Genomic DNA, 25,293 nt, shown 5'->3' with positions numbered 1-25,293 from the left:
AATATAGCTGTATCTTGTGATACCAAAAATTAAGTATGACAAGATACATTTGTATTTTATTTGCATTACAGCTACAGTTATGTGCCATAGGCCAAGAACTAAGCGGTTCGGAACTTTTGGCCAAGGCCATAGCACATCATGACCCCAACGGGAATTGGAGTACCTTTAAGGGCGCTTTAACGGTTACGATGACCACGCCAAATTCCAGTGAACGTACCACAAAAATTATTTTGGATTTTCCCGGGCAATTTTATAGTGCTACCGTAGAAAAAAATGGCAACACCATCATTTCTACACTTAAAAAAGACTCCTGCTCCTTAATGCTGAACGGTAGTGCGGAAATTCCCAAAGTGGCACAGGATAGCTTAAGAATAAGCTGTGACAGGGCCAAAATGATGCGGGACTACTACAGTTATCTTTATGGCCTGCCCATGAAACTACAAGACGCGGGCACAAACATTTACGAAACCGTTCAAAAGAAGACCTTTAAAAACAAAGAGTACCTCGTATTAAAGGTAGATTACGATGAAACGGTAGGAAAGGACACCTGGTATTTTTATTTTGACCCTAAGACTTATGCCATGGAAGTCTATCAATTTTACAAGGACGAATCCCAAAACGATGGCGAGTATATTTTATTGACCGATACAATGGATATAAACGGTATAAAAATGCCGAAAGTACGAGCATGGTATTACAACAAGGATGATGGCTATTTGGGAACGGACACCCTTACCGAAGTCAAGAAACTCGAGTAAGCACTACCTGTAAAAATTCATTTCGTCCATGTATTTCCAAACGGCATCTGGCAATAAGGGCCTTATATTTTTACCGTTCTTGTATTCTTTTCTGATGAAGGTAGAAGATATCTCTATAATTGGCGCATTGACCTTATGCACGCGCGGGTGGTCCTTAAATCGATGTTCTATTTCCCCTTTTGAAATTCTTGGATAGACAAAAAGCTCATAGTGCTCCAAAATTACCTCGTAATTCCTCCATTTATGAAAGCCCTTTAAATTATCCTCTCCCATGATGAGACAAAACTGATGTCCCTTTGGGTATTTCTCCGATAAATGCACTAAGGTATTTATAGTATAATTGGGCTGGGGAAGGTTGAACTCTATGGTACTAGGCTTTAGCTTTGGATAGTCCGTAGTAGCTTCGAATACCATTTGGTACCTATGATTATTATCCAATAAGGATTTTTTTGCCTTGAACGGACTTTGGGGCGTAACAACAAACCAAACTTCATCTAGATCGGAGAACTCTACTACATGGTTTGCAATAATCAGATGGCCAATATGAATGGGGTTAAAGGTTCCAAAATATAGCCCTACTTTTTTCATCGTTATTCCTTATTTGAATCCTGTACAAAATCTGCGACCAATTGCTCGGCTTCCTTTAAGGCTACATCCAAATCATAATTTTTGATAATCTTATCGAATTGAGGCGCGGTAGCCAACTCTACGGAGGCCTTTGCAATACGCATATTTATTTTATCGTCACTTTCCGTGCTGCGTTTCTTTAAGCGTATTTTCAGCTCATCTACACTGGGCGGTTTTACGAATACGGCCAAGGTCTGCTCTGGAAATTTCTTTTTAATGCGCAACCCGCCCACAACATCAATATCGAAAATAACATTTTTACCCTCGGACCACAGGCGCTCTACCTCACTTTTTAGCGTACCATAAAAATTATCACGGTATACCTCCTCCCATTCCAAGAAATCGTCGTTTTTTATATGTTGCTTAAACTCCGAAACAGACATGAAGTAATAATGTTCCTTGTTCTTTTCCTTTCCCCGTCTTGGTCTGGACGTGGCGGATACCGAAAACGCCAGATTAAGCTCCGGCCGCTCTAAAAGATGCCTAACAATAGTTGTTTTACCACTACCGGACGGTGCCGAAAATATGATGAGTTTACCACCTTTCATTTGTAAAGCTTCTAAATTTAACTGATTATTGTTTCTTGACCGTATACCCCTATTGCGAACCTAAAGTACGTTTAACATCTGTTCCTTTATTTTTTCCAACTCGTCCTTCATCTGCACCACCAACTGCTGCATGGGCGCATAGTTCGCCTTGGAGCCAATAGTATTGATTTCCCTACCTATTTCCTGGGCGATGAACGCCAACTTTTTACCGTTACTATCATCGGATTTCAAGGTTTTTTGAAAATAATCCAAATGGTTCTCCAACCGGACTTTCTCCTCCGTTATGTCGTATTTTTCCAAGTAATAAATAAGCTCTTGTTCAAATCGGTTGGCATCTACATCTGCCTTTATATCCTGCACTGCTTTTTCCAACCGTTCCCGAATGGTGGACTGCCTGTCCGGATCCATTTCCAATACCTGTACCAACAAACCTTTCAAGGCTACAATTCGATCTAAAAAGTCCTTCTCGAGCACACTGCCCTCTTCGGACCTAAATAAATTTATTTCTTTAAGGGCGGCATCCAAAGCTTTTAGAATGGCGGAGAACTCCTCCTCGTCTATATCTTCTTTTTCGGTTTTCATGGCATCGGGAAAACGCAAGGCCATTTCCAACAACTTAAGATCGTCCCCGTCCGCAATGCTCTTCAACTGTTTCATATACTGGCGTACCGCTGTCTCGTTAACCTGCGCCGAGGTTTCGTCACCAGTAACCTCAATGTACAGATTAAAATCTACCTTACCGCGCTGAAGCGAATTGGCAATGATCTTACGTACTTCCAGTTCCTTTTCTCGGTAACTGGATGGCATACGCGCATTTAAATCTATGCTCTTGCTGTTGAGCGATTTTATCTCAATTGTAATTTTTTTAGCTGGAAGCTGTATTACGCTCTTCCCGAATCCGGTCATGGATTGAATCATAGGTGTATTTTAAATCGCAGCAAAGATAGCCAAATTAAAAGGCGCTATTTTTGGGGTTTCCATTTTTATCGTAACGTTTGTTCAGTTGTTTTTCGCACCACCACATACCATCACCCAAACCTATGCGCAATACAAAAGTAGTACACATTAAAAACAGTATCAACAGGGTAGCGAAAAATACAGCAATGTACCCAGGAACAAAAGAACAAGCCCTAGGTTAAACACCATTTTGCCCCCTGATGGGTTAGCCACCTCCCAAATGTCTTGGTTTGCAAAACCTCTTACCGTCTTATAACCGTACTATTGGTTAATTCTTTTTTTGGGTGTTTATTACACGTATACCAAGCGGATACCCGTAATCAAGATGCCATTTACATGCGCCAAAAAGAACTGCCCAGAGTCCGTTATTAAAGTTCCCTGACCCAGATATTCCTAAAACTCACCCTACTGTTATCTTGATGGTCCTGCAGCATTAGCGGGCCTTTTCCATGTGCCGGGTTCTTGGGCCAACCAATATAAGGGGTAGTTCCCTTAATTTCAGTATGGTCCTGTATCAAGATACCATTGTGCAGCACGGTCATGGTTCCGGATTTTATCTTTTCGCCGGCCTCGTTAAACTCGGGAGAATGGTAGATGATATCATAGGTATTCCACTCCCCGGAGGGAACGGATGCCATGGCCAAAGGGGGCCCCTGCTTGTAGATAGAGCCTACCTGTCCGTTTACATAGGTTGGATTATCGTTATTGTCCAATACCTGTATCTCGTAGATTCCATTAATAAAAACACCGCTATTTGCCCTATTTTGGCCTTCGCGTTCTACTGCCGCGGGCGACCTCCATTCTATATGCAATTGCACATCTCCAAAATGTTGCTTGGTCTGTATATTACCGGTTTTGTCCTTTACCGTCATACTACCATCGTCATTTAGATGCCATTTGACCGCGGTGCTATCCTGTGTATGTATCCATCCATCAAAAGATGTCCCATCGAACAACACAATGGCATCACTGGGGGCGGACCCGTTAACGCTTGGTTTTACCACTGGTACCTTAGGTTCATAAAACTCGGTTTCCTCGGGTGTTGTAGGCTCTTCTCCCGTATACTCCTTATGCACGATTACTTTAGGGACATCAACTTGGTTATCTTGGGTAGGTTCTAACTTTTGTGCCTCGTTACAAGAACCTAAGCTAAAGGCCACTGCGGCCACTATCAATCTCTTCATGTTATAATTCCTTTATTTTAATATTACGGAAAGACACAACATCACCATGGTCCTGCAAAGCAATTTTTCCTGTCTTATACAACCCAAACCCGTCCCAATTTTCAAACTTCGAACCCTTTAAAAGTGTTTGCAGGGCTTCTCCGTTTACAGGGAACTTTGCCACCTCTACCCCGTTCAAAACCGAAGTACCTTCATTGGTTTCATGATTTATGGTGATTATAGCAGTGTTCCATTCACCCACAGGTTTGGTAACGTCGCTTGGAGGTGGTACCAAATCATAAAGGGCACCCGCTTGGCGCGTAGGACCGTTCTTGGCATCGGGATGCTTGTCGTTGTCCAATAATTGTATTTCCAAACCTGTTTGGTAAGGTTCTCCAAATTTATCGTCCTCGCTCACGCCCCACATAATGCCGCTATTGCCTTTTTCGGACATCTTCCACTCCAAAGAAAGTACAAAGTTCGTGTATTCCTTTTTGGTTACGATATTGAACGAAGCGCGCCCTCCATCCGGTTTTTCCCTTTCTTCCGCCGTTGGCGGATGAAAAACAATGGCATCGTCCTCTACCTTCCAAAACTTGGGTACCTCCCCGCCCTTGAAAGCTTGCCAATGGTCTATGGATAAGGCCGTCCATTCATTCTCGGGAACTACATCGTTTGTCGCTTCGGCCATATCGGCAGTGTCAGATTTTGCGACCTCCTTTGGACTTTCCTTACAGCTAAACGCCAGTAGCGCAACTATAGCTAAAATTGGTATTCTTTTCATTCTTCTCATTTTAAAGTCCTAATATTTTTTTTAATACGTCCTTGTCAATATCCGCACCTGCAAAATCGTCGAAGGTTTTTTCGGTAGCCTCTATGATATGGTCCTGGATAAAAATAGCTCCTTCGCGAGCACCCTGTTCCGGACTCTTAATACAGCATTCCCATTCCATTACCGCCCACACGTCACATCCGTACTGGGTGAGCTTGGAAAAAATCGTTTTAAAATCTATTTGTCCATCACCTAAAGAACGGTAACGTCCTGCCCTATCGCCCCAATCGTTATAGCCACCAAATGCACCTTTTTTACCGGTTGGGTTAAATTCCGAATCCTTTACATGGAAAGACTTTATAAACTCGTGGTAATGGTCTATGTACGCGATATAATCCAATTGTTGCAGTACAAAGTGACTTGGATCGTACAGAATATTTACTCTTTTGTGATTTCCTGTCGCTTTTAAAAAGCGTTCAAAAGTATCCCCATCGTGTAGGTCCTCCCCGGGATGGATTTCATAACAAACGTCTACCCCTTCTTTGTCAAAATGATTTAATATCGGAAGCCATCTTTTTGCCAGTTCCTCAAAACCCATTTCTACCAAGCCCGCTGGTCGCTGTGGCCAAGGGTGCATGGTGTGCCATAGAAAGGCCCCCGAAAATGTTGCGTGTGCGGAAATACCTAGGCGCCTACTCGCAGTAGCCGCTTTTTTTACGGTTTCTACCGCCCATTCTGTCCTAGCTTTTGGGTTGTTTTTTACCTTGTCCGGCGCAAAATTATCGAACATAAGATCATACGCTGGGTTTACCGCAACAAGCTGCCCTTGCAAATGTGTGGAAAGCTCCGTAATCTCAAGACCATAGGAATTTACCTTGCCTTTGAGCTCATCACAATAGGTCTGACTCTCGGCAGCCTTGTCCAAGTCTATTAAAAAATGTTCCCACGTAGGAATCTGTATACCTTTATAGCCAAGATCAGATGCCCATTTGCACATGCCGTCCAAAGAATTGAACGGTGCCTTACTATCTACGAATTGCGCCAAAAAAACGGCGGGTCCTTTTATTGTCCTCATCTTAAATACGTTACTTTGAAGTTATTGGGTTTATATCGATTTAAAGAATTTAATACTATATTTATGATTCAAAATATTCCTTTTGTTTTCTTCTCCACATGGGTTATAAATATAGGGAATACCTTAAGAAAACCACAAGAAATTTAAAATGAATACGAACGAACAATTTGATGCCATTGTTGTTGGCACCGGAATAAGCGGTGGTTGGGCGGCCAAGGAGCTATGTGAAAAAGGCCTTAAGACCTTGGTTCTGGAAAGAGGCAGAATGGTAAAACATATTGAGGATTACCCTACAATGAACGATGACCCTTGGGATATGCCTTTAAAAGGAGAGCTCTCTGTTGAAGAAAAAAAACAACAGCATGTACAGACCCGAGTGAATTGGGCGCCAAAGGCGGACAATAAGCATTTCTTCGTAAACGATTTGGAACACCCCTACGTAGAAAAAAAACGTTTCGATTGGATTCGCGGCTACCAAGTAGGCGGGCGTTCCCTTACTTGGGGCAGGCAAAGCTACAGATGGGGCAATATAGATTTTGAAGCAAACAAAAAAGACGGTTATGGTGTAGATTGGCCCGTTAGATACAAAGACATTGCCCCATGGTACGACAAAGTGGAGGAGTATATTGGCGTTAGTGGCGAGAACTTAGGTTTGTCCCAATTACCGGACGGTAAGTTTCAGCCCCCTATGGCGCTGAATTGTGTAGAGGAGGACTTTAAAAAAGCGACCGCCAAAAAGTTTGAAGATGGCCGCTTAATAACGATTGGTCGTGCCGCCCATATTACCGACCCCAACCATAATTTTGAAGGTCGCGGGGTTTGCCAAAACAGAAACCGGTGTTCCAGGGGATGCCCGTTCGGCGGGTACTTTAGCAGCAACTCCGTTACCTTGCCCGCCGCAGAACGTACAGGGAACATGACCCTAAGGGCCAATTCCATAGTGCATGAAATAATGTATGACGACACCACCAAGATGGCCACCGGCGTACAGGTAATAGATGCGGAAACAAACGAAAAACTAGAGTTTAAGGCCAAGGTTATTTTCCTTTGTGCATCGGCAATGGCATCCGTAGGGATACTATTACAGTCCCGATCGGAGCGTTTTCCCAACGGCGTGGGCAACGATTCCGATGCTCTGGGACGCGGCATTATGGACCACCACTATAAATTGGGCGCAAGTGCCAAGGTAGACGGGTATTTAGATAAATATTATAAAGGACGACGGGCCAATGGATTTTACATTCCAAGGTTCGTGAATCTAGACGAAAAAACAAAACGAAAAAACTACCTGCGCGGGTTTGGTTACCAAGGTACCGCCAGTCGCGGCGACTGGTCTTCCGGTATTGCCGAAATGGGGTACGGAAAAGGACTAAAGGATGAAATCCTGAAACCGGGATCTTGGCAAATTGGTGTAACCGGTTTTGGTGAATTTTTACCGTATGACGACAATAGGGTGCTCCTTAGCAAAACGGAAAAAGACAAATGGGGACTGCCACAACTGGAATTCGATGTAGAGTTTAAAGAGAACGAATACAATATGCGCAAGGATATAAAAGCTGAAATCGTAGCCATGTTCAAAGCGGCAGGCTTTAGAGATGTACAGCCTTATGAAGAATCCTCCGGACCCGGGCTGGGCATACACGAAATGGGCGGCGCCAGAATGGGACGCGACCCCATGACTTCGGTTGTGAACAAAAATAACCAAGTACACGCCGTACCTAATGTATATGTTACGGACGGTGCCTTTATGAGCTCCTCTAGCTGTGTAAACCCGTCCCTTACCTATATGGCCTTTACCGCAAGGGCGGCGAACCATGCAGCGGAGCAACTAAAGAAGGGACGCTTTTCTTAAACGCACTTATTTAAGCATGAATAACACGTCATATACCGAGTTTTTATTTGTAGCGGTCGCTACCCTATTTTTTTGTACTATATTTTAAGATTGAACTTGTAACGAAAAAACCGTATGGAGAATGCTTCTGCCAGAAATATGTGGGGAGACTATTTGGATAAACATTTAGAACATGCCTTTCACGAAGCACCAAAAACAGATTTTTTTGGAGATAACGAAAAAGATGCCAACGAGTTGGTTTCCTTGATACTAAGAGGTGAAAAAAAAGCGACTTCCCATTCACTTTTAGGCTTGCAGTACAGAAAGGAAGCCCTACCAAAAATCGGGGATTTTTTAGTGGTCACCAATTGGGAAAAAGAAGCAAAATGTATTATACGCACTACTGCGGTAGAACTTATCCCCTACTTCAACATTAACGAAACACATGCCGCTTTGGAAGGTGAAGGAGACAAATCCCTGGCCTATTGGAAAAAAGTGCATTGGGACTACTACACAAGGGAACTGAAAGCATTTGAACGTGTGCCCAGGGAAAGCATGATCATCGTTTTTGAGGAGTTTGAGAGGGTTTTTTAGCCGGATAACCCAAACCTTATTACTAATTTTATAAATTAAACAACTAGACCCTACTTTAAGCAGGCTAGAATTCATAGGAGTCTATCCCAGCCCGCACCCAGTGTTTAGGCTTTCGCCAGTTTAATAAGATTACCCCCGTATCCCGCAAGGCCAACTTGGAGCTTTCTTGGTAAACCGGTAATAAAAGGATTAAAGTTTTTACTCAATTTCACCGTATCGGAAACGAGCATAACAACCGCTAATGTGAGATACTATTTCCGCTAAAGCAAAGATACCCTAAAAACCGAGCACCTTTCACCAGTATTACTTGCCACACTTGTCGTTCATGTGAAGTACACCCATAAGAATCCGATAGCTTCCAAAATGAACGTTAGCGTATATTTGAAACCATTGGTATACCCGCACGGGTTATAGCAGTGCTAGCACAACAACATTTCATTAATACGGTTTTCCTGTCACCTTGGTCGAAAATGGCCCATTACCAACTATATAAGACCAAATATTCCAACTGTTCTACCAACTTAAAGACACAAACAAGGGCTACCGAAAGGGACCTTGTTCCGGCCCTATTAAACTCCCAGTAACATTTCTTTTGTTCTTCCGTAATTGTATACATCCCCAAAACCACTACGTGTATTCTAAGCACTTAAATAATGCTATATTTATTCCGGCTAACAATAAAAAAATGAAAAAACTATTCTTTACGTCCGTCCTCCTTCTACTTTTAGCATGCAATTCAGAGGATGAAAATCCAATCGTTGATCGGCCAACTGAATTTGAATATTATGATTCTATTGAGTTCGATGGCTTAGAGCGTAGCTACTATGTTCATTTACCAAAAAATTATACCAAATCGGTTTCATATCCCTTACTTTTTGCAATGCACGGAGGCGGATTATTAGGTTATGAAGGAATTGAAGCACAATCACAACTATCCGAACTTTCAGATAAGGAAAGCTTTATCGTTGTCTACCCCGAGGGAGTAAAAACACTAGGGTTTCGCACTTGGAACGCCGGCGATTGTTGCCCATCTGCCACTTTATTGAAAACCGATGACATTGGTTTTATCCATGAACTGCTTCAAAAACTTACTTCAGAACTTTCGGTAAATAGCAAAAAAGTCTATGCAACAGGCTTCTCCAATGGGGGACAATTAGCCTATACCTTAGCAAATCGCTATCCAGATAAATTTGCCGCCGTATCCGCTGTTGCAGGAGTCCTTCAAGACTTTCCGTTCAATCCTGAGCGGAATGTTCCGATTATACATTTTCATTCGTATCAAGACCAAACTGCACCGTACAATGGTGGACTTTCCGATGCCCCGAACATCACCAACAATTTTCCATCCGTAGATGCGACCCTACAATCGATAGCCAACAGCTATAACTGCAATGTTTTAAAAGAAACAATCTTTAGCGACTCCAATACTTTCGATTTTTTCAGATATTCGGATTGTAACGAGAATGTAGTAATTGAACTCTATGTAAGTCAAGATGGCGGCCATACCTGGCCTGGTGGAAAAGCTTTACCAAATATGGAAATAAGCAACCATTTTAATGCAAGCGCCCTAATGTGGGAATTCTTTAAAGAATATGAAATTCCTTAAAATTAATATCGATCAAGCATCTTAAAAACCTACAGCAATCACAAACTAAACTACCATCGGCTAAAGACCGATGGGTTTTATTTAACCTAAAAGCAACTAAAGAACCGAAACACCAAATTTTACGACCTAATAACAAATAACTATTAACCAATAACTATTCTGGGGGCTACTAAAGTCGTCGCCTGAAGGCGAGGGATTTTCCCCCAGAACGATACATTAAATGTTACCTAAAAGGCTCCTGAAAACCATGATAACCATTCCAAGGTACCAAATACTTCTCTCGTAGATTACTACCGCTAAAAAATTTATACAACCCGTTTTCCTGCCGCTTTTTAACGGGATTTCTATCTTAAATACCTGGCTGAAAGGGTAGTCTAGCTGTCAGTGAATTTCGGGAAAAATTGTAATAAGGCGCTAGCTACCCTTTTACCTGAAAACATAAGCTTTCCGTAAAAAAAAGTTTGAAACTCAAAAATTAATCGTAATATTGCAATAAACAAATTAATATGTCATGGGCGTAACCAAATCGGAAATTTTTAGCGATGAACAAAATGAAATCTCCCTTTTCGCGAAGGCTTTTGGACATCCCGCAAGGGTAGCCATATTGCAACATTTGTTCAAGATAAACGCATGTGTATGTGGCGACCTTGTAAACGAGATCGGACTTGCCCAACCTACCATTTCCCAACACCTGAAAGAACTAAAACAACTAGGCTTAATTAAAGGTAGCATAGAAGGCACCAGTGTTTGTTACTGTATAGATACCGACAATTGGGCTCAAATGAAGGCATTGTTATTACAGTTTTTACATCAAGACACATCCAAAGAAAATAGCTGCTGTTAAAGACATGAACAGATCAAACCTATAAACAAATCAAAATGAAAAACGAACAAGAATTAAAGCAGGTAGTAAAAGAACGTTACACCAAGATAGCGGAACAGGGCAAAGCTGAAAACGCGTCTTCCTGTTGCGGTGCCACCACCCCTTCCAATAAGGTCTACAATATTATGATGGACGATTACTCGGAAACCAAGGGTTATATTGAAGATGCGGACTTAGGCCTAGGATGCGGACTTCCAACACAATTTGCACAAATCAAGAAAGGGGATACCGTAATTGATCTGGGCTCCGGTGCCGGAAACGATTGCTTTATAGCCAGACACGAAACGGGAGCGGAAGGAAAGGTTCTAGGCATAGATTTTACTCCTATAATGATCGAAAAGGCACGTATAAATGCTGAAAAATTGGGGTATAACAATGTAGAATTTAGGGAAGGGGATATTGACGCCATGCCTGTAAGCGATGCTGTTGCAGATGTAATCGTGAGTAACTGCGTATTGAACCTGGTACCTAACAAACATAAGGTAATAGAAGAAATTTTTAGGGTATTAAAGCCAGGCGGCCATTTTAGTATTTCGGATATCGTGCTTATTGGGGATCTCCCCACGGCGTTAAAAAATGATGCCGAAATGTATGCCGGGTGCGTTGCAGGCGCAATTCAGAAAACGGAGTATTTACAACTGATAGAAAAACAGGGATTTGAACACATAACCATCCAAAAAGAGAAACCTATTGTTATTCCAGAGGATATTTTAAGCAAATACCTTTCGGACGAAGATGTAAAAACGTTTAACCAAAAAGCTATAGGAATTTTTAGTATTACGGTTTATGCAGAAAAGCCTGGTTCAAAACTAGATAAACCAAAAGCCGCACTTTCCGAAATTTCAAATGGCTGTGCTCCAGATTCTGGATGCTGTTAGATTCTATTTTAGGAAAAGGCAAAACCATAGAACCTCAAATAAAAAGATTACTTTCTTTTATCTAATACCAATTTAAATTCCAGATGTCGCATAAAACAAGTTTCTTTTTTACTCATTTGTTGTCATAAAATAGAACCATAGCCCATGCTATGCTTAGATTTCATTCCTAAACTGAGAAAAAATAATTCAAATTTTCAATACGACATTCAAAACTTAAATTGGTATAATTCTACCAGCTTCAAAACTAAAAAAAGAGCGGAAAATAATGTATTTGTCCGCTCTTTCCTTTTCACAAAACCGTACTTACTCCTCCAGTGCCACCCAAGTATTCCCTTCTTTATGGGACTGCACGGTGGCCTCTATGAACTCCATGCCTCGAACCCCGTCCCTCATGGTAGGGAATTCGCCGTCATTATAGTCCTCACCTCGGATAGCCCTTGCCGCTCCTAAGTAAATATTGGCCATGGAATCAAAAATACCTTCTGGATGTCCCGGTGGCAATTTGGTACCGTCCAACGAAAATTCGGAGTTATAGGCATGCCCCGGCTTATAGACCTGTGTAGGTTCGGTGTCGCTTATCTTATACAAGAAATTAGGGTTTTCCTGCTCCCATCTAAACGCACCTTTTTCACCATAAATGGCAATAGCTAGACCGTTTTCCTCGCCGGTGGCCACTTGGCTACCGCGTATCACTCCTTTTACATGGTCTCCCATTCTAATCAGCACGGTACCGTCTACATCCATTTGATTATCCTCGTATAGGTAGTTGAAATCACATAACAGCGATTTCACTTCTAGCCCGGTAGTATACTCTACCATATTGAACGCATGTACCCCAATATCGCCCATACAAGAACTGATTCCTGCTTTTTTAGGATCTAAGCGCCAAACGGAATTTCGTTTTTCCTTATCGTGGATAATGGTATTTATCCATCCTTGATAATAGCGGGCATCTACTTTATGAATTTTGCCAAGCGCCCCATCCTTGATCATTTCACGCATTTGACGCACCATAGGATATCCTGTGTACGTGTGCGTTAACGCAAAAACAGTTCCGGATTTCTGATGAGCCTCTTGCAAAATTTTAGCCTCTTCCAAGGTAGTGGTCATTGGTTTTTCGCATATCACATGAAAACCATTGTCCAACAACTTTTTCGCCATTGGAAAGTGCAGAAAATTAGGCGTAAGTACAGAACATACCTGAATGCGTTCTTCTTTAGGAAGTTTCATTTCTTCCGTTATTAAGGTATCAAAATCTTTATAGATCCGGTTTAAAGGAACATCTATCTCCTCGGCGAAGGCTTTATTCACCTCAAAATCCGGATTAAAAACCGCTCCGGTTATTTGATAGTTATCATTTATATGTGATGCTACCCTGTGCAGTACTCCTATAAGAGAATCTCCTCCTCCTCCTAAAATACCTAGTCTAATCTTTTTTGGCATGTTGTTGTCGTATTTAAATTAGTATAAATTATTTTTAAAATAAATTGAAAAACTGACCGCTCCTATAGCAAATACCTCTGTTAAGATGCAATGCACGTTTCTTTCTCCAGTTTCTGTCCATTAGTAAAATTTAAATTTAAAGACTTTCGATGTATATAAAAAATCCGGCGGCAACTGGGTTAACCTAAAAATCCAATATTTTATGCCACCTTAAAAAAGGGAATATTAAAAATGTAATTGATTCCCATTAGGGCCAGGACAAAACAAGCGTATTCAAGGAAAACCGATTAATTGTAAAATCAAGATTTGTATGCAATCTTTTCAGCCTTGAACAATAGTGCGAAAATTACCATTACACCTAGGGCAAACCATGCAGGATACAACCATATCGTTTCCCAGATATGGGAACCATCACTTAAAAGATAGGTATCGGAAATCTTTCCTGCTATCCAAAAGCCGATCAACATACCAATACCATAGGTAGCCAAAGTGATTAATCCTTGTGCCGAACTCTTATACTTTTCCCCTGCCTTGCTATCCGTATAAATCTGTCCGGAAACAAAAAAGAAATCGTAACAAATACCATGCAGGGCAATACCTATGATGAGCATAAAACCAAGTTCCCCTATATCGCCATAAGCAAACAGCACATAGCGGATTACCCAAGCCAACATGGCTACAAGTATGGTTTTCTTAAATCCGAATTTCGTAAAGAAGTAAGGGAGCAAGAGCATAAAAAGAATCTCGGAAATCTGCCCTAAGGTCATTTTACCTGTGGGGTTTTCCATGCCTATTTCTACTAAAAACGGATTGGCATTTTGATAGTAAAAAGCTAGGGGAATACAGATTAGGATAGAAGAAATAAAGAACACCAGAAAATTTCTGTCCTTGAAAAGCTCCAAGGAATCCAGCCCTAAAAGCTCCTTAATACTAGGTTTTTGATCACTTGCCGCCTTTGGGGGTGTTTTTGGCAAGGTAAAACTAAAAAACCCGAGAATGGCAGAGGCTACAGCCGTCATCAAGAACGTATTTTTTAGCAGGCCTTGACTTATACCGGCCTCGCTATCCCAACTAAACAAGTAACTGATGAGCAAACCGGCAACGACCCAGCCCAAAGTTCCAAAAACCCGCACCAAGGAAAACTCCTTTGCCGGATTTTTCATTTGATTGAAAGAAACGGAGTTGACCAGTGCCAAAGTAGGCATGTATAAAATCATATAGACAAGCACATACGGATAAAAGAGGTCGAAATTATCCGTACCGTACATCAGATATAGCAACACCGCACCGGCCAAATGTAGGATTCCCAATATTTTCTCGGCATTAAAATATCTGTCGGCTATAATACCTATTACGAAAGGTGCAACAATAGCTCCCCAAGATTGAGTAGAAAAAGCCTGGGCTATTTCCCCGCCGGTAGCGTTAACATTGTTTCCCAAAAAAGTGCCCAGGGTAACGAACCATCCGCCCCAAATAAAAAACTCCAAGAACATCATTGCACATAGTTGCACCCGAATACCAATGCTCATAAAAGTATTTTATCGTTTGTAATATACATAATCCAAAACAATGGGCTCCAAGCCATTATTCCTAAAATCGGTCGCGATCTGGCCACGATGGTTCGTTGAATGGTTAATGATATGAAAAAGCATATCCTGAAGGGTGTTGGTAAACAAACGCCCCTCGGAGTTATCATAATCTATTCTTTTTTCAAAATCCTCGGCATTGGTGGTAATCTCAAAAGAGGTACGTTGGTTCTCATAATGAATATCGCCCCAGTCTCTGATCGGATGCCTTTGCCATACTTCAAACTCGGGCGTCTTGCCCACAATCCTTGCGTTCCAAATATGATGGGCATTTAATAAATGGCTAAATAATTGCTCTGACCTGTCTAGAGTTTTATCCATGCCAACGCAGTACTCAATAATCTTCTTATTGCAATAAAAATTATAATCGAATAACTCATTGAAAAAAGGCTTCATAAAACTGGTTGGCTTTAGGGTTATTTGATTTCTTGGTTAGCCTTTAGCAATAGATCGCGCGTAGCCTTTATTCCGGCTTCCTCTCCAATTTCATTGCCTTCGTACTCCACGCCAATATATCCGGTATATCCGGCGTCTTTTACCATCTGTAGCATTCTCACATAGTCTATTCCGGTATCATAGCCCTGAGCGTCAAAATTATTGCTCTTGGCACTTACCGCCATGGCATACGGCATGAGTTCCTTTACGCCCTTGTATTTATCGTACTCCACGGCACAATCCCAACTATCGGGCTTTCTTGTAATACAAAAATTACCAAAATCCGGCAAACTGCCCACATTATCCATATTGGTCATTTTCATAACTTCGGCATGCAAGGCACCGTTAGAGGATAAGCCTCCATGGTTCTCTACCAAGACATTAATGTTTTTTGTCTTCGCATAGGTTCCTAACTTGGTAAGACCATCTACAGAATTCTTTTTCCATATTTCGGGATCGGAGCTTCCATTAAGATTTACCCTTATAGCATGGCAACCCATTGCAGCGGCGGCATCTACCCATCGTTTATGTTTCTCTACGGTTTCATTGCGCTCTGTTTCATCATCGGCGGCCAAATTACCCTGGCCGTCTATCATGATAAGCACATTTGTCATCCCGTGCTTTTTGGCTTCGGCATTGCTCTTAGAAACAAAAGCTGCCATTGCCTCTTCAGAATAATTGGCATCGGACAACTCCGGATTGTACAATTGGCTTACATATTCCAGGCCGGTAAAACCCCATTCCTTAGCTTTTTCTGCGAACGTATAAGGGTCAACACTATCCTGACGTATCATTTTATGCATCGACCACTGTGCCAAGGAAAGCTTAAAAAAAGGATCAGCGCTTTCTTCTTGTACAATTTCGGCTGTTTTTTCCTCTTTGGCCTCCTTTGTTTCCTTACAAGAATACGTTCCCAAAACGGCAAATACCGCAAAAAATGCTACTGATTTTTTAATACTCAAGATTTTTCTCATGATAAAAAGTTTCTTTAATAAATTGGTTTAAAGTCTGTCCTTGCCAGCAACAGTTCAAATGAAGAATAGTTTAAAACAACTCTTGGCATCGAAACAAAACTTTAGCAAGAATAAGCTTTAAATGTATTGAATTAATTTTATATTTAATAAATTTAGGAAATAAACAAACCAAATGAGTAAATTTTATTACAACGAAGAACAAGAATCCTATGATGCGATCGTAGTAGGCACGGGTATCAGCGGAGGCTGGGCTGCAAAGGAACTATGTGAAAAAGGATTGAAGACCTTGGTACTGGAGCGCGGTAGAATGGTAACCCATATAGAGGATTATAAAACCGCAAATATGGACCCTTGGGACTTTTCCAATGGCGGACAGCCAACGAAAGAAATCCTTGAAAAACAACCAAAACAAAGTAGGACGGGATACACTACTAGCCAGGCTAGCCATATGTGGTTCGTTAACGACTTGGAGCATCCGTACAATGAAACGAAGCGATTTGATTGGATGCGTGGCTATCACGTGGGAGGAAGGTCATTACAATGGGGGCGGCATAGCTACCGTTGGAACCAAATGGATTTTGAAGCAAATAAAGCAGAGGGGGTTTCAATAGACTGGCCCGTGCGCTACAAGGACATAGCACCATGGTATGACAAAGTGGAGGCCTATATAGGAGTAAGTGGTGAAAACTTAGGCATACCGCAACATCCGGATGGAATTCTATTGCCAAAATTAGAGCTTAACTGTGTAGAACAGGATATCCGAGAAAAGATTGCCGAAAACTTCGATGGCCGAGTAGTCACCTCGGGGCGCGTAGCCCATCTAACCGGCACAAAACAATTTGACGGCAGAAGCAAATGCCAGTTCAGGAACAGATGTATACGGGGTTGTCCTTTTGGAGCCTACTTCAGTAGCCTTTCATCAACATTACCGGCTGCCGAGGCAACAGGAAACATGACGCTTAGACCAGATTCCATTGTACATGAAATTATGTACGATGCCGATACTAAAAAGGCTACCGGTGTAAAGGTAATAGACCGGTTGACTAAAGAGACTTTCGAATTTAAGGCAAAAGTAATTTTCCTATGTGCGTCCGCCATTCCATCCACGTCTATATTAATGCAATCCAAATCAGACAGATTCCCCAACGGCATGGGCAACGATTCGGACCAGTTGGGACGTAATATCATGGACCACCAGCTACAAGTAGGCGCATCTGGAAAACATGATGGTTTTAGTGACAAGTATTATAAAGGAAGAAAGCCGGCGGGTATTTACATCCCAAGATTTAGAAACCTAGGAGGCAGCACAAATCGCAGTGACTATAAAAGAGGCTTTGGATACCAAGGAGGAGCTTCTAGAAGTAATTGGGAAGAAACGATTGCAGAGTTAAGTCATGGCAAAAATTTAAAAGATGCTATCTTAAAACCTGGGGGATGGAACTTTGGCATGATGGGCTTCGGGGAAGTATTGCCTTATGAAGAAAACAGATTTACGTTAGACTACGACAATAAAGACCAATGGGGTCTCCCTACGGTAACATTTGATGCAGAACTAAGAGATAACGAACTAAAAATGCGGAAAGATATACAAGAGTCCGCTGTAGAGATGCTGGAAAAAGCCGGTTTACGGGATGTAAAAGGTTTCGACAATCCTAGTGCTTTAGGTCTTGGTATCCATGAAATGGGTACGGCACGTATGGGAAGGGATAGAAAGACTTCTGTATTGGACGGTAACAATGCGTTACACGACGTTCCAAATGTTTACGTCACGGACGGGTCGTTTATGACATCGGCCAGTTGTGTAAACCCATCACTGACTTACATGGCGTTTACTGCCAGAGCTGCGAACCACGCAGTGGAACAACTTAAAAAAGGAAACATATAATGGATAGAAGAAAAGCAATTAGGAATATGGGGCTGGCTTTGGGATATACCGTAGCCACGCCAACGTTAGTAAGCCTAGTACAAAGCTGTAAAACAGAACCAGCGATTACTTGGGCTCCGGAATTTTTCACAAACGAGCAAGGTAGCGCACTTACAAAGCTAGTGGACATAATCTTACCAAAAACGGATACGCCATCTGCGTCGGAAGTTCAGGTCGATATTTTTATAGACCGTTTTGCGAACGAAGTAATGGAAAAGGAACAACAAGATTTTCTGCAAATGTCCATGTCCAAATTTATGGACAAAGCATTGGCCGATAGCGGTAAGGAAAAAATAGAAAGCCTTACTTCTGAAGACCTAGAACCAGTTTTGGCTGCCGCCCTTAAAGTAAGCAAAGAAGAGAAGGTAACCTATATGGATATGGTCAATACCTATAACGAAGCTATCGCGGAAGGGCAGTCCACCAACCTAGATGATGGGGTTTCACGTTTTGCCTTTGCCGATAATTTACGTGGATTGACAATTTGGGGCTACAAAACCTCTGAGTATGTTGGCGAGGAAGTACTGGCATACCTGCCTGTACCAGGAGAGTATATTGCTTGTGGCGACACCCAAGAACTTACCGGTGGTAAGGCTTGGTCTTTATAACAAAAAACGATTACCACAATATACCTCACTATACTGGAAAATCTAGTCTGTCAACACCTAACAACAATAGACCCATGAAAAGAAGAAGTTTTATACAAAAAACCGCCTTAACCAGCGGAGCACTGTCCCTTGGCGGAGCTTTTTCGTATGCACAAACCCATAACAGTAAAAAAATGGCACATAGTTTTAACCTAAAATATGCACCGCATTTGGGAATGTTCAAAAATCTGGCCGGTGAAGACCCAATAGATCAATTAAATTTCATGGCAGACCAAGGTTTTACGGCTTATGAGGACAATGGTATGAAAAGTCGGGAGGTTGCCCTACAGGAAAAAATGGCAGAGACCATGCAGAAAAGAGGTATGGAAATGGGGGTTTTTGTAGCGCACAAGATTTACTGGACAGAGCCCAACTTGGCCTCTGGGGATACGGAAAAAAGGGCAGAGTTCCTAAATGATATCAAAAGCTCCATCGAAGTGGCCAAACGAGTAAACGCCAAATGGATGACCGTGGTTCCCGGGCATGTAGACCTTCGGCTAAATATGGGATACCAGACAACCAATGTAGTAGAATCACTTAAACAGGCTTCTGCCCTATTGGAGCCGCATAATATTACAATGGTACTTGAACCTTTAAATTTTAGGAACCATCCAGGCCTATTCCTAACAGAATCTCCGCAAGCGTATGAAATTTGTAAAGCAGTAGATTCTCCTTCCTGTAAAATACTATTTGATATCTATCATCAGCAAATACAAGAGGGCAACCTTATTCCCAATATGGAGGCCTGTTGGGACGAAATTGCCTACATACAAATTGGTGACAATCCTGGTCGTAAGGAACCCACCACCGGAGAAATTAATTACAACAATGTCTTTAAGTTCATACACAGTAAAAAGTTCGATGGAATATTAGGTATGGAACACGGAAATTCCAGACCTGACAAAGCCGGGGAACAGGCCGTTATAGATGCTTATAAAAAGGTAGACGATTTTCTTTAAAAATAAGACCGGATAGCTAATGGAGCTATGCATCATATCGTTAAACGCGGCAAGTTTTAAAAACTTGACGCGTTTTTTCTATGAACCGAAGTATTGAACCTTACAATTTCTGATTATTGGCATCCGTAGTTATTTACAGAAGCTGTTAAAAATCCCCAAAACAGAAATTACCCATTCCATTTTAAGCTTTCAAGGAACTTTGATTTTATAAATTAAACTACTTCGGGGCAAGCCCTCGAGGCATTCGAAGGAAACGAACCTTTAATTTCGAGGCAAGCCTCGGGGTATTATACCCTTTGGCGGTGCCAATAAAAACAAGCCTTAAAAAGACCTTATGGCAAAGCGGCAGGCGGTTTTAGTACTTCTTAAAAAATTTGGTTTTCGAACATGGTTCGCAGTTTTTATTGTAGTGCTTTTGATTATTGGCACACTTCGGTACAACTACTTGTTACCCTTACTACAAAATTAGTGTTTTCGCTTATAAAACACTCCTAAATATACTGTTCATCGAAAAAACTAAACCTTTCGATGAACTACATGCTCTCTAAGTAAGTATTCTACTACTTTTCCGTTTATTTGTGTATGTTCCCATATATATACCTACTTATCGCCTACATCGTATTATTCTGTTCATCCAAAATAGTATTCCGATATTACCTAAAACGAAAATTACGTTTAAAAACTACGGTTCCATTTTCAGGGCCGAAAACACGAACCAAAAATGATGTGTCCTGGTTTTTTAGTATATTTTATCGTGATTTGATAAAATTCCCGTAATCCAAACTAGGTTATTTCACGTATGTATTTAAAACTTAATACTGTGGACAAATACATTATCATTCTGTTGGTTTACATAGCGGTTATGGGTTTTATGCGCATACTAAAGCACTACACAATCGACTAAAAACAATGTCCGTGCGAATCTTTGCATGATAAAAAGTTCACATCTACGGTGGACTTTCTTTGGTTTATATAACCGCACCCGTACTATAGTTTCAATTTTTCAACTGTTAACAGAGGTCAAATTCTTTTAAGCACATCGTTAAAAAAGTGGGTATGTTCCAAAATAATCGGAATTGCGGTTTCAATATTCCAAACCTGCTGGGTGTATTACCAGAGTTTAAGAGTCCATAGTATACGGCTCCTCTATGCCTCATTAAGAATGAAAATGCGCGTCAAGTGCTAACGTAAGGTAGTTCCCCCGAAACCTATCATTAGATCGGTAACCGAATAGACAAGCCATCCGTTTACCTCTTATATTTGACGCTCAAAACATAGTTACAGAGCCGTATTTCTTTATATGGCTAAAATATTATCTCGCATCAAAATCCCCTTTGATGTTTATTGTTTCTCCCTTAGAATTTAAAAGAACCATACTCAATGTTCCCTTAACATTAGTATTAGAGACATGGGTTATACGTACACCTCCCTTTTTTGTAAAAAATAGTTTCTCCCCTAAGGTGTTACTGCTAAACGCCCCAAAAACACCATCAGAGGGATTCAAGAAACTCTCTACTGTGTTTACCTTATAATTACCCAAAGGCAAGCTATTAGTTTTACTCTCTTTACACACAACGATCTCCATATCGTGGGGTAGTTCTGATTTCTCACCATTAAAATTTAGTTTTAGAACACTAAAAACAGTTCCCGTTGAGGAAATTTTGTTCAAGGACCTGAAGCTTATATCTCCGGCTATTTTATAATCTGTATTCCCATCGACCTCCAATAGGTATGTTCCACTTAGTACCAAAGGCATTAGTTCTGTGTCCTTGCTTGTATTTGAAATCAAAAGCAAGGGCAAAAAACCCAAAAAGATAATTTTTATCGTTTTAATCGCTACTGTGTACATGCTTATTCTGGACCAATTTTACTGCTATTCAGATTGCTGACAATGGTATTTTGCGGCTCATTATTCTCAATATTCTTTTCATCGAGTCTGCCAACAAACAATGACGTAACAAGTGACAGCAGTAGGAGAAGAAACATAATAAAACATTTTTTCATCACTATATATTTAGGGTTGCTTCTACGTTATTTTTATATTGAACAAAAACCTTGAAATTAAATGTTAGTCCAAATTAAGACATGATCTGGCAAAAATGCCGTGCGATGTATAGTCTGTAGATTTTATTGTATAAACGGGAGAATGTATAGAAAACAAGTCCTCATACGATTACATATAAAAATAAAATCCTATATTCAATAGCTTTCTATACGTATATCCATTTGTTTACTATTTATGCCAGTTATACCAAATTAGCTTCCATTGACACATAAATTCCTTTCATATAAGACCTTAGAATTATTTTTAACTAACTTTCGTTTTTAGATGTTCATAGATTATGTTAGAAGCGGTAATAGTAGATGATGAAATCAAGGCCTTGCAGAGCCTTTCATGGGAGCTCACTAATTTCAGTGATGAAATTAGTGTGACAGCATCGTTCACAAATCCTTTCGAAGCTTTGGAATATCTAAAAAAAAACACCCCGGATTGCCTGTTTTTGGATATAGAAATGCCAACAATGGACGGATTTCAGTTTATTCAAAAACTGACGAATAAGAATTTCCCTGTTGTAATTACCACGGCGTACAACCAATACGCGATAAAAGCATTAAAGAACGAAGCTATAGACTACCTTTTAAAACCTATAGATACAGATGATCTTAAAGAAACTATCGTAAAGATCAAAAAGTTCATCAATAGAAATTTTACGGCGGAAAAATTAGAACAAATACTCCTTAATTTCAACTCTAGATCCATCAACAAGAGAATAACCTTGAATACAGATGGGAAATTAATTTTCTTGGAGAGCGACGAAATCCTATATGCAGAATCGGATGGCAACTACAGCACCGTTTTTCTATCGGATGGACACAAAATCGTTCTCACTAAGAAGCTAAAAGAGGTTAATGCACTGCTCCCGGAGGACTCCTTTTTCAGAATACATAATTCATACATCATCAACCTTAACAAAATCAAGGAATTTCTAAAGACCGATGGCTACGTTGTATTGAAGTCCAACCATAAAATTCCTGTGTCCCGACAAAAAAAATCGGACTTCTTAGATTTGTTGTAAATGGTTTTTATGCATGTACTTATGGCCATAAACAAGACCAGCACGTATCCTAACCGTAAAAAACAAGGTGCACAACTGGTTTTATTGGCTTTTGCCTATATAATTTTTACAACGCCGCTGGCGGCACAGAACGTTACAGAACCGTTCAAATACCTTACCGATAGTCTTATTACCGCGGCTCCAAATTCATTTACGGCCATCCATAAAGTGATGCGTAAACACAGAACCGACACACTTTATATGCGTTTTCTTAGTCAAGAATCGAAAAAAAAAGGATACTTGGCGGGCCAATCCTATGCCTTAGGCGAACTAGGACGCACCTACAGGAATATTTCCAATTATAGTAAAGCCATACAGTTGCACCAAGAAGCATTGGCAATTGCCAATGCAGCCAACAACATTGAGCTTAAGATATCCAATCTTAACTACTTAGGGGTGGTATATAGGCGTACCTCCTCGGTGCGAACGGCAATGGACTTTAACCAACAAGCATTGGAGCTTGCAGAAGCCATTAAAACACCATCGGAAGGTATAAAACGGAGCATCAATGTTTCCCTGAACAGTATAGGAAACCTATATCTTACCCTAAAGCAATATGATCTGGCCATTTCGTACTTTGAGCGCTCCATGAAATTAGAAGCGGAATTGAACAATATTTTGGGGCTAGCGATCAACCATCAAAATATTGGCAAATGCCAAGAAGAAATGGGAATGCTGGACAAAGCCATGGAAAACTATACGACCTCCCTATCCTACAATAACACCTTGAATAACGATATGGGGCGCGTAATCTGTAAAAACAGTATTGCCAAGGTTTATATCAAAAAAGAACAATACCAGGAAGCATTGACTCTCCTTAAAGAAACAATACCCATGGCCGTGCAAATGGGCAACAGCTTTATAATCGCAAGATTATACAACAACTTAGGGTGGGCACAACTACTGGTCAACCAAAACGAAAACGCCGAAAAAAGCCTATTGGAAGGTTACGCAGTAGCCGAGGATCATGATCTTAGAGATGAACTGGCACAAGCAAGTCATTTATTGGCACAACTTTATGAGGTAAAAGAGGACTACCAAAAGGCACTTAACTACCAAACCAAAGCTGTTAACTTAGATCAAGAGATCTTAAACGATGGTACCATACGCTATGTAAACGATATTTTGTTTAGATACGACTATGAGAAAAAAGGTAATGAGATCGCAGTTTTAGCAAAACAGAACGAAATCGTAAACCTTAAACTAAGAAAGAACAGAACCCTATTACTTATTGGCGTTTTGTCCCTTATCCTCTTAACAGGAATTCTATACATTCTATACCGCCAATACCAGTTGAGCAACGAGAAAAAAATGTTGACCTTGGAGCAGACCATGCTACGCAGTCAAATGAATCCCCATTTTCTATTTAACTCCTTGAATTCCATAAAATTATACATCATCAATAACGAGAAAAAAAACGCGGTCCACTACCTCAACAAATTCTCTAAGCTGGTGCGAAAAATCTTAGAAGCATCTTCCCAACGAGAGATTCCGTTAGCGGAGGAGCTGGAAACAGTGGAGCTTTACATGAACATAGAGAATATTCGATTTTCGAACGAAATCAATTTTAAAATAAATGTACACGAAGCTATTGATGCACATACCGTAAAGATTCCTTCCCTTATTCTACAGCCCTTTTTAGAAAACGCACTCTGGCACGGACTATCTTCCAAAGAGGGTGAAAAACGAATTATATTGGACGTAACACCCGGCGAGGATGGTTTTATTAATATTGCCATAACGGATAATGGCGTAGGACGGGATATGGCAGAAAAAATCAAAGAGGGAAAGGTATTAAAACGAAAGTCTATAGGTATCGATATTACAAAGGAACGTCTTGCTAATTTCTCCAAAGACTATCAAAACTCCTTTCATGTAGAGATCATAGATATTTATGATGATTCCAATTCGCCTGCTGGCACAAAAATATTACTTCACATACCTACTATTTAAGATGTTGCTCGGCTACAGTTTCCAATTCTGAGTACCAATCGGGGCCAAATTTACGTATTAACGCTTCTTTCACAAATTTGTATACGGGTACCTGTAACTCTTCCCCTAAAGAACAAGCAGGATCACAAATTTGCCATTTGTGATAGTTCACCGCGGTCAACGCTGTATATTCCCGTATTCTTACAGGGTACAAATGACAGGAAACAGGCTTTTTCCATTTGATTTTCCCCTGATTGTAGGCTTCCTCTATACCACATTTGGCGGTGTTCTTCTCATCAAAAAAAACGTAGGCACACGCACTCCCGTTTACCAGAGGAGTTTCCCATTCGCCATCATCGCCTTTTACAAAAGCTCCAACATCTTCTATAACCTTTATACCTTCGGGTGTTAAAAATGGTTTTACCTTGGCGTAGATATCGACCAAAATCTCGGTTTCCTTAGCCTCAAGTGGGGCACCCGCATCGCCATCTACGCAACAAGCGCCCTTGCAGGCCGAAAGGTTGCAAACAAAATCGTTTTCAATGATTTCCTCCGATACAATGGTCTTTCCTAGTTGGAACATGT

23 protein-coding genes and 1 pseudogene are annotated in these 25,293 nt (G+C 40.8%); 11 read left to right on the top strand and 13 right to left on the bottom strand.

The features are described 5' to 3' along the window. Positions 1-35 precede the first annotated feature (35 nt). Complete coding sequence (locus tag ACFQZJ_RS01225; RefSeq protein ID WP_379931735.1) at positions 36-758, top strand: DUF6503 family protein; 723 nt, start codon at positions 36-38, stop codon at positions 756-758. Positions 759-761: 3 nt separating this feature from the next. Here ACFQZJ_RS01225 and nadD read toward each other — a convergent pair whose 3' ends face one another. From nadD to ACFQZJ_RS01190, 7 genes and pseudogenes are all read right to left on the bottom strand, one after another. Continuing rightward, positions 762-1,346: a nicotinate (nicotinamide) nucleotide adenylyltransferase gene (gene nadD, locus ACFQZJ_RS01220; RefSeq protein WP_379931734.1), complete on the bottom strand. Its 585-nt coding sequence runs from the start codon at positions 1,344-1,346 to the stop codon at positions 762-764. A gap of 2 nt (positions 1,347-1,348) precedes the next feature. Further along, positions 1,349-1,933 carry a guanylate kinase gene (gene gmk, locus ACFQZJ_RS01215; protein WP_379931733.1) on the bottom strand — a complete coding sequence of 195 codons (585 nt, stop codon included), beginning with the start codon at positions 1,931-1,933 and terminating at the stop codon, positions 1,349-1,351. A 60-nt stretch (positions 1,934-1,993) separates the two neighbouring features. After that, a complete protein-coding gene (locus tag ACFQZJ_RS01210) occupies positions 1,994-2,851 on the bottom strand; it encodes a YicC/YloC family endoribonuclease (protein ID WP_379931732.1) in 858 nt (285 codons plus the stop codon). Positions 2,852-3,010: 159 nt separating this feature from the next. Continuing rightward, a pseudogene (locus tag ACFQZJ_RS01205) lies at positions 3,011-3,139 on the bottom strand (hypothetical protein); the annotation flags it as partial. Positions 3,140-3,258: 119 nt separating this feature from the next. Further along, positions 3,259-4,074, bottom strand: a complete 816-nt coding sequence (locus ACFQZJ_RS01200; protein WP_379931731.1) for a 3-keto-disaccharide hydrolase — start codon at positions 4,072-4,074, stop codon at positions 3,259-3,261. A gap of 1 nt (position 4,075) precedes the next feature. Then, positions 4,076-4,837 (bottom strand): 3-keto-disaccharide hydrolase, encoded by a 762-nt coding sequence (locus ACFQZJ_RS01195; protein WP_379931730.1) that lies wholly within the window; start codon positions 4,835-4,837, stop codon positions 4,076-4,078. 10 nt (positions 4,838-4,847) lie between these two features. Continuing rightward, entirely contained in the window at positions 4,848-5,900 is a 1,053-nt protein-coding gene (locus ACFQZJ_RS01190) for a sugar phosphate isomerase/epimerase family protein (RefSeq protein WP_379931729.1), read from the bottom strand. 148 nt (positions 5,901-6,048) lie between these two features. Here ACFQZJ_RS01190 and ACFQZJ_RS01185 point away from each other — a divergent pair, with 148 nt between their 5' ends. From ACFQZJ_RS01185 to ACFQZJ_RS01165, 5 genes are all read left to right on the top strand, one after another. Then, a complete protein-coding gene (locus ACFQZJ_RS01185; RefSeq protein WP_379931728.1) occupies positions 6,049-7,752 on the top strand; it encodes a GMC oxidoreductase in 1,704 nt (567 codons plus the stop codon). Positions 7,753-7,866: 114 nt separating this feature from the next. Continuing rightward, positions 7,867-8,325 (top strand): ASCH domain-containing protein, encoded by a 459-nt coding sequence (locus ACFQZJ_RS01180; RefSeq protein ID WP_379931727.1) that lies wholly within the window; start codon positions 7,867-7,869, stop codon positions 8,323-8,325. A gap of 685 nt (positions 8,326-9,010) precedes the next feature. Next, positions 9,011-9,931, top strand: a complete 921-nt coding sequence (locus ACFQZJ_RS01175; RefSeq protein ID WP_379931726.1) for an alpha/beta hydrolase family esterase — start codon at positions 9,011-9,013, stop codon at positions 9,929-9,931. Between the two features lie 511 nt (positions 9,932-10,442). Further along, on the top strand, positions 10,443-10,775 hold the full coding sequence (locus tag ACFQZJ_RS01170) for an ArsR/SmtB family transcription factor (RefSeq protein WP_379931725.1): 333 nt from the start codon (positions 10,443-10,445) through the stop codon (positions 10,773-10,775). A gap of 35 nt (positions 10,776-10,810) precedes the next feature. Continuing rightward, positions 10,811-11,692: an arsenite methyltransferase gene (locus ACFQZJ_RS01165; protein WP_379931724.1), complete on the top strand. Its 882-nt coding sequence runs from the start codon at positions 10,811-10,813 to the stop codon at positions 11,690-11,692. A 303-nt stretch (positions 11,693-11,995) separates the two neighbouring features. On the opposite strand, the gene ACFQZJ_RS01160 is transcribed toward ACFQZJ_RS01165, so the two are convergent. The 4 genes from ACFQZJ_RS01160 to ACFQZJ_RS01145 all read right to left on the bottom strand — a co-directional run bounded on the left by ACFQZJ_RS01160 (position 11,996) and on the right by ACFQZJ_RS01145 (position 16,130). Beyond that, entirely contained in the window at positions 11,996-13,135 is a 1,140-nt protein-coding gene (locus tag ACFQZJ_RS01160) for a Gfo/Idh/MocA family protein (RefSeq protein ID WP_379931723.1), read from the bottom strand. Between the two features lie 299 nt (positions 13,136-13,434). Further along, positions 13,435-14,664, bottom strand: a complete 1,230-nt coding sequence (locus tag ACFQZJ_RS01155; RefSeq protein ID WP_379931722.1) for a nucleoside permease — start codon at positions 14,662-14,664, stop codon at positions 13,435-13,437. Positions 14,665-14,673: 9 nt separating this feature from the next. Then, a complete protein-coding gene (locus ACFQZJ_RS01150; protein WP_379931721.1) occupies positions 14,674-15,042 on the bottom strand; it encodes a DinB family protein in 369 nt (122 codons plus the stop codon). A 95-nt stretch (positions 15,043-15,137) separates the two neighbouring features. Further along, positions 15,138-16,130, bottom strand: a complete 993-nt coding sequence (locus ACFQZJ_RS01145; RefSeq protein ID WP_379931720.1) for a sugar phosphate isomerase/epimerase family protein — start codon at positions 16,128-16,130, stop codon at positions 15,138-15,140. A 172-nt stretch (positions 16,131-16,302) separates the two neighbouring features. Between ACFQZJ_RS01145 and ACFQZJ_RS01140 the strand changes: the two genes are divergently transcribed. The 3 genes from ACFQZJ_RS01140 to ACFQZJ_RS01130 all read left to right on the top strand — a co-directional run bounded on the left by ACFQZJ_RS01140 (position 16,303) and on the right by ACFQZJ_RS01130 (position 19,660). Further along, positions 16,303-18,015: a GMC oxidoreductase gene (locus ACFQZJ_RS01140; protein WP_379931719.1), complete on the top strand. Its 1,713-nt coding sequence runs from the start codon at positions 16,303-16,305 to the stop codon at positions 18,013-18,015. Continuing rightward, on the top strand, positions 18,015-18,662 hold the full coding sequence (locus ACFQZJ_RS01135) for a gluconate 2-dehydrogenase subunit 3 family protein (RefSeq protein ID WP_379931718.1): 648 nt from the start codon (positions 18,015-18,017) through the stop codon (positions 18,660-18,662). The genes ACFQZJ_RS01140 and ACFQZJ_RS01135 overlap by 1 nt, the downstream gene beginning before the upstream one ends. Positions 18,663-18,736: 74 nt before the next feature. Then, positions 18,737-19,660 (top strand): hydroxypyruvate isomerase family protein, encoded by a 924-nt coding sequence (locus ACFQZJ_RS01130; protein WP_379931717.1) that lies wholly within the window; start codon positions 18,737-18,739, stop codon positions 19,658-19,660. 1,312 nt (positions 19,661-20,972) lie between these two features. On the opposite strand, the gene ACFQZJ_RS01125 is transcribed toward ACFQZJ_RS01130, so the two are convergent. Beyond that, the gene (locus ACFQZJ_RS01125) at positions 20,973-21,509 is read right to left on the bottom strand and encodes a hypothetical protein (protein ID WP_379931716.1); all 537 of its coding nucleotides are present in this window, start codon (positions 21,507-21,509) and stop codon (positions 20,973-20,975) included. 493 nt (positions 21,510-22,002) lie between these two features. Between ACFQZJ_RS01125 and ACFQZJ_RS01120 the strand changes: the two genes are divergently transcribed. Both ACFQZJ_RS01120 and ACFQZJ_RS01115 read left to right on the top strand, forming a co-directional pair. Next, complete coding sequence (locus ACFQZJ_RS01120) at positions 22,003-22,737, top strand: LytR/AlgR family response regulator transcription factor (protein WP_379931715.1); 735 nt, start codon at positions 22,003-22,005, stop codon at positions 22,735-22,737. A 9-nt stretch (positions 22,738-22,746) separates the two neighbouring features. Continuing rightward, on the top strand, positions 22,747-24,729 hold the full coding sequence (locus ACFQZJ_RS01115) for a tetratricopeptide repeat-containing sensor histidine kinase (protein ID WP_379931714.1): 1,983 nt from the start codon (positions 22,747-22,749) through the stop codon (positions 24,727-24,729). Here ACFQZJ_RS01115 and ACFQZJ_RS01110 read toward each other — a convergent pair. Then, positions 24,722-25,291, bottom strand: a complete 570-nt coding sequence (locus tag ACFQZJ_RS01110; RefSeq protein ID WP_379931713.1) for a DUF3109 family protein — start codon at positions 25,289-25,291, stop codon at positions 24,722-24,724. The genes ACFQZJ_RS01115 and ACFQZJ_RS01110 overlap by 8 nt on opposite strands. Between the last annotated feature and the right edge of the window lie 2 nt (positions 25,292-25,293).

It is taken from the genome of Maribacter chungangensis, from assembly GCF_042676845.1.
Lineage (GTDB): Bacteria > Bacteroidota > Bacteroidia > Flavobacteriales > Flavobacteriaceae > Maribacter > Maribacter chungangensis.
Note: the sequence above shows the minus strand (reverse complement) of the source record. Positions and strands in the feature narration are given on the sequence as shown.

Coding starts and splice junctions, on each gene's coding strand:
- ACFQZJ_RS01225 (WP_379931735.1), top strand. CDS start 36: ATGACAAGATACATTTGTATTTTATTTGCATTACAGCTACAGTTATGT.
- nadD (WP_379931734.1), bottom strand. CDS start 1,346: ATGAAAAAAGTAGGGCTATATTTTGGAACCTTTAACCCCATTCATATT.
- gmk (WP_379931733.1), bottom strand. CDS start 1,933: ATGAAAGGTGGTAAACTCATCATATTTTCGGCACCGTCCGGTAGTGGT.
- ACFQZJ_RS01210 (WP_379931732.1), bottom strand. CDS start 2,851: ATGATTCAATCCATGACCGGATTCGGGAAGAGCGTAATACAGCTTCCA.
- ACFQZJ_RS01200 (WP_379931731.1), bottom strand. CDS start 4,074: ATGAAGAGATTGATAGTGGCCGCAGTGGCCTTTAGCTTAGGTTCTTGT.
- ACFQZJ_RS01195 (WP_379931730.1), bottom strand. CDS start 4,837: ATGAAAAGAATACCAATTTTAGCTATAGTTGCGCTACTGGCGTTTAGC.
- ACFQZJ_RS01190 (WP_379931729.1), bottom strand. CDS start 5,900: ATGAGGACAATAAAAGGACCCGCCGTTTTTTTGGCGCAATTCGTAGAT.
- ACFQZJ_RS01185 (WP_379931728.1), top strand. CDS start 6,049: ATGAATACGAACGAACAATTTGATGCCATTGTTGTTGGCACCGGAATA.
- ACFQZJ_RS01180 (WP_379931727.1), top strand. CDS start 7,867: ATGGAGAATGCTTCTGCCAGAAATATGTGGGGAGACTATTTGGATAAA.
- ACFQZJ_RS01175 (WP_379931726.1), top strand. CDS start 9,011: ATGAAAAAACTATTCTTTACGTCCGTCCTCCTTCTACTTTTAGCATGC.
- ACFQZJ_RS01170 (WP_379931725.1), top strand. CDS start 10,443: ATGGGCGTAACCAAATCGGAAATTTTTAGCGATGAACAAAATGAAATC.
- ACFQZJ_RS01165 (WP_379931724.1), top strand. CDS start 10,811: ATGAAAAACGAACAAGAATTAAAGCAGGTAGTAAAAGAACGTTACACC.
- ACFQZJ_RS01160 (WP_379931723.1), bottom strand. CDS start 13,135: ATGCCAAAAAAGATTAGACTAGGTATTTTAGGAGGAGGAGGAGATTCT.
- ACFQZJ_RS01155 (WP_379931722.1), bottom strand. CDS start 14,664: ATGAGCATTGGTATTCGGGTGCAACTATGTGCAATGATGTTCTTGGAG.
- ACFQZJ_RS01150 (WP_379931721.1), bottom strand. CDS start 15,042: ATGGATAAAACTCTAGACAGGTCAGAGCAATTATTTAGCCATTTATTA.
- ACFQZJ_RS01145 (WP_379931720.1), bottom strand. CDS start 16,130: ATGAGAAAAATCTTGAGTATTAAAAAATCAGTAGCATTTTTTGCGGTA.
- ACFQZJ_RS01140 (WP_379931719.1), top strand. CDS start 16,303: ATGAGTAAATTTTATTACAACGAAGAACAAGAATCCTATGATGCGATC.
- ACFQZJ_RS01135 (WP_379931718.1), top strand. CDS start 18,015: ATGGATAGAAGAAAAGCAATTAGGAATATGGGGCTGGCTTTGGGATAT.
- ACFQZJ_RS01130 (WP_379931717.1), top strand. CDS start 18,737: ATGAAAAGAAGAAGTTTTATACAAAAAACCGCCTTAACCAGCGGAGCA.
- ACFQZJ_RS01125 (WP_379931716.1), bottom strand. CDS start 21,509: ATGTACACAGTAGCGATTAAAACGATAAAAATTATCTTTTTGGGTTTT.
- ACFQZJ_RS01120 (WP_379931715.1), top strand. CDS start 22,003: ATGTTAGAAGCGGTAATAGTAGATGATGAAATCAAGGCCTTGCAGAGC.
- ACFQZJ_RS01115 (WP_379931714.1), top strand. CDS start 22,747: ATGCATGTACTTATGGCCATAAACAAGACCAGCACGTATCCTAACCGT.
- ACFQZJ_RS01110 (WP_379931713.1), bottom strand. CDS start 25,291: ATGTTCCAACTAGGAAAGACCATTGTATCGGAGGAAATCATTGAAAAC.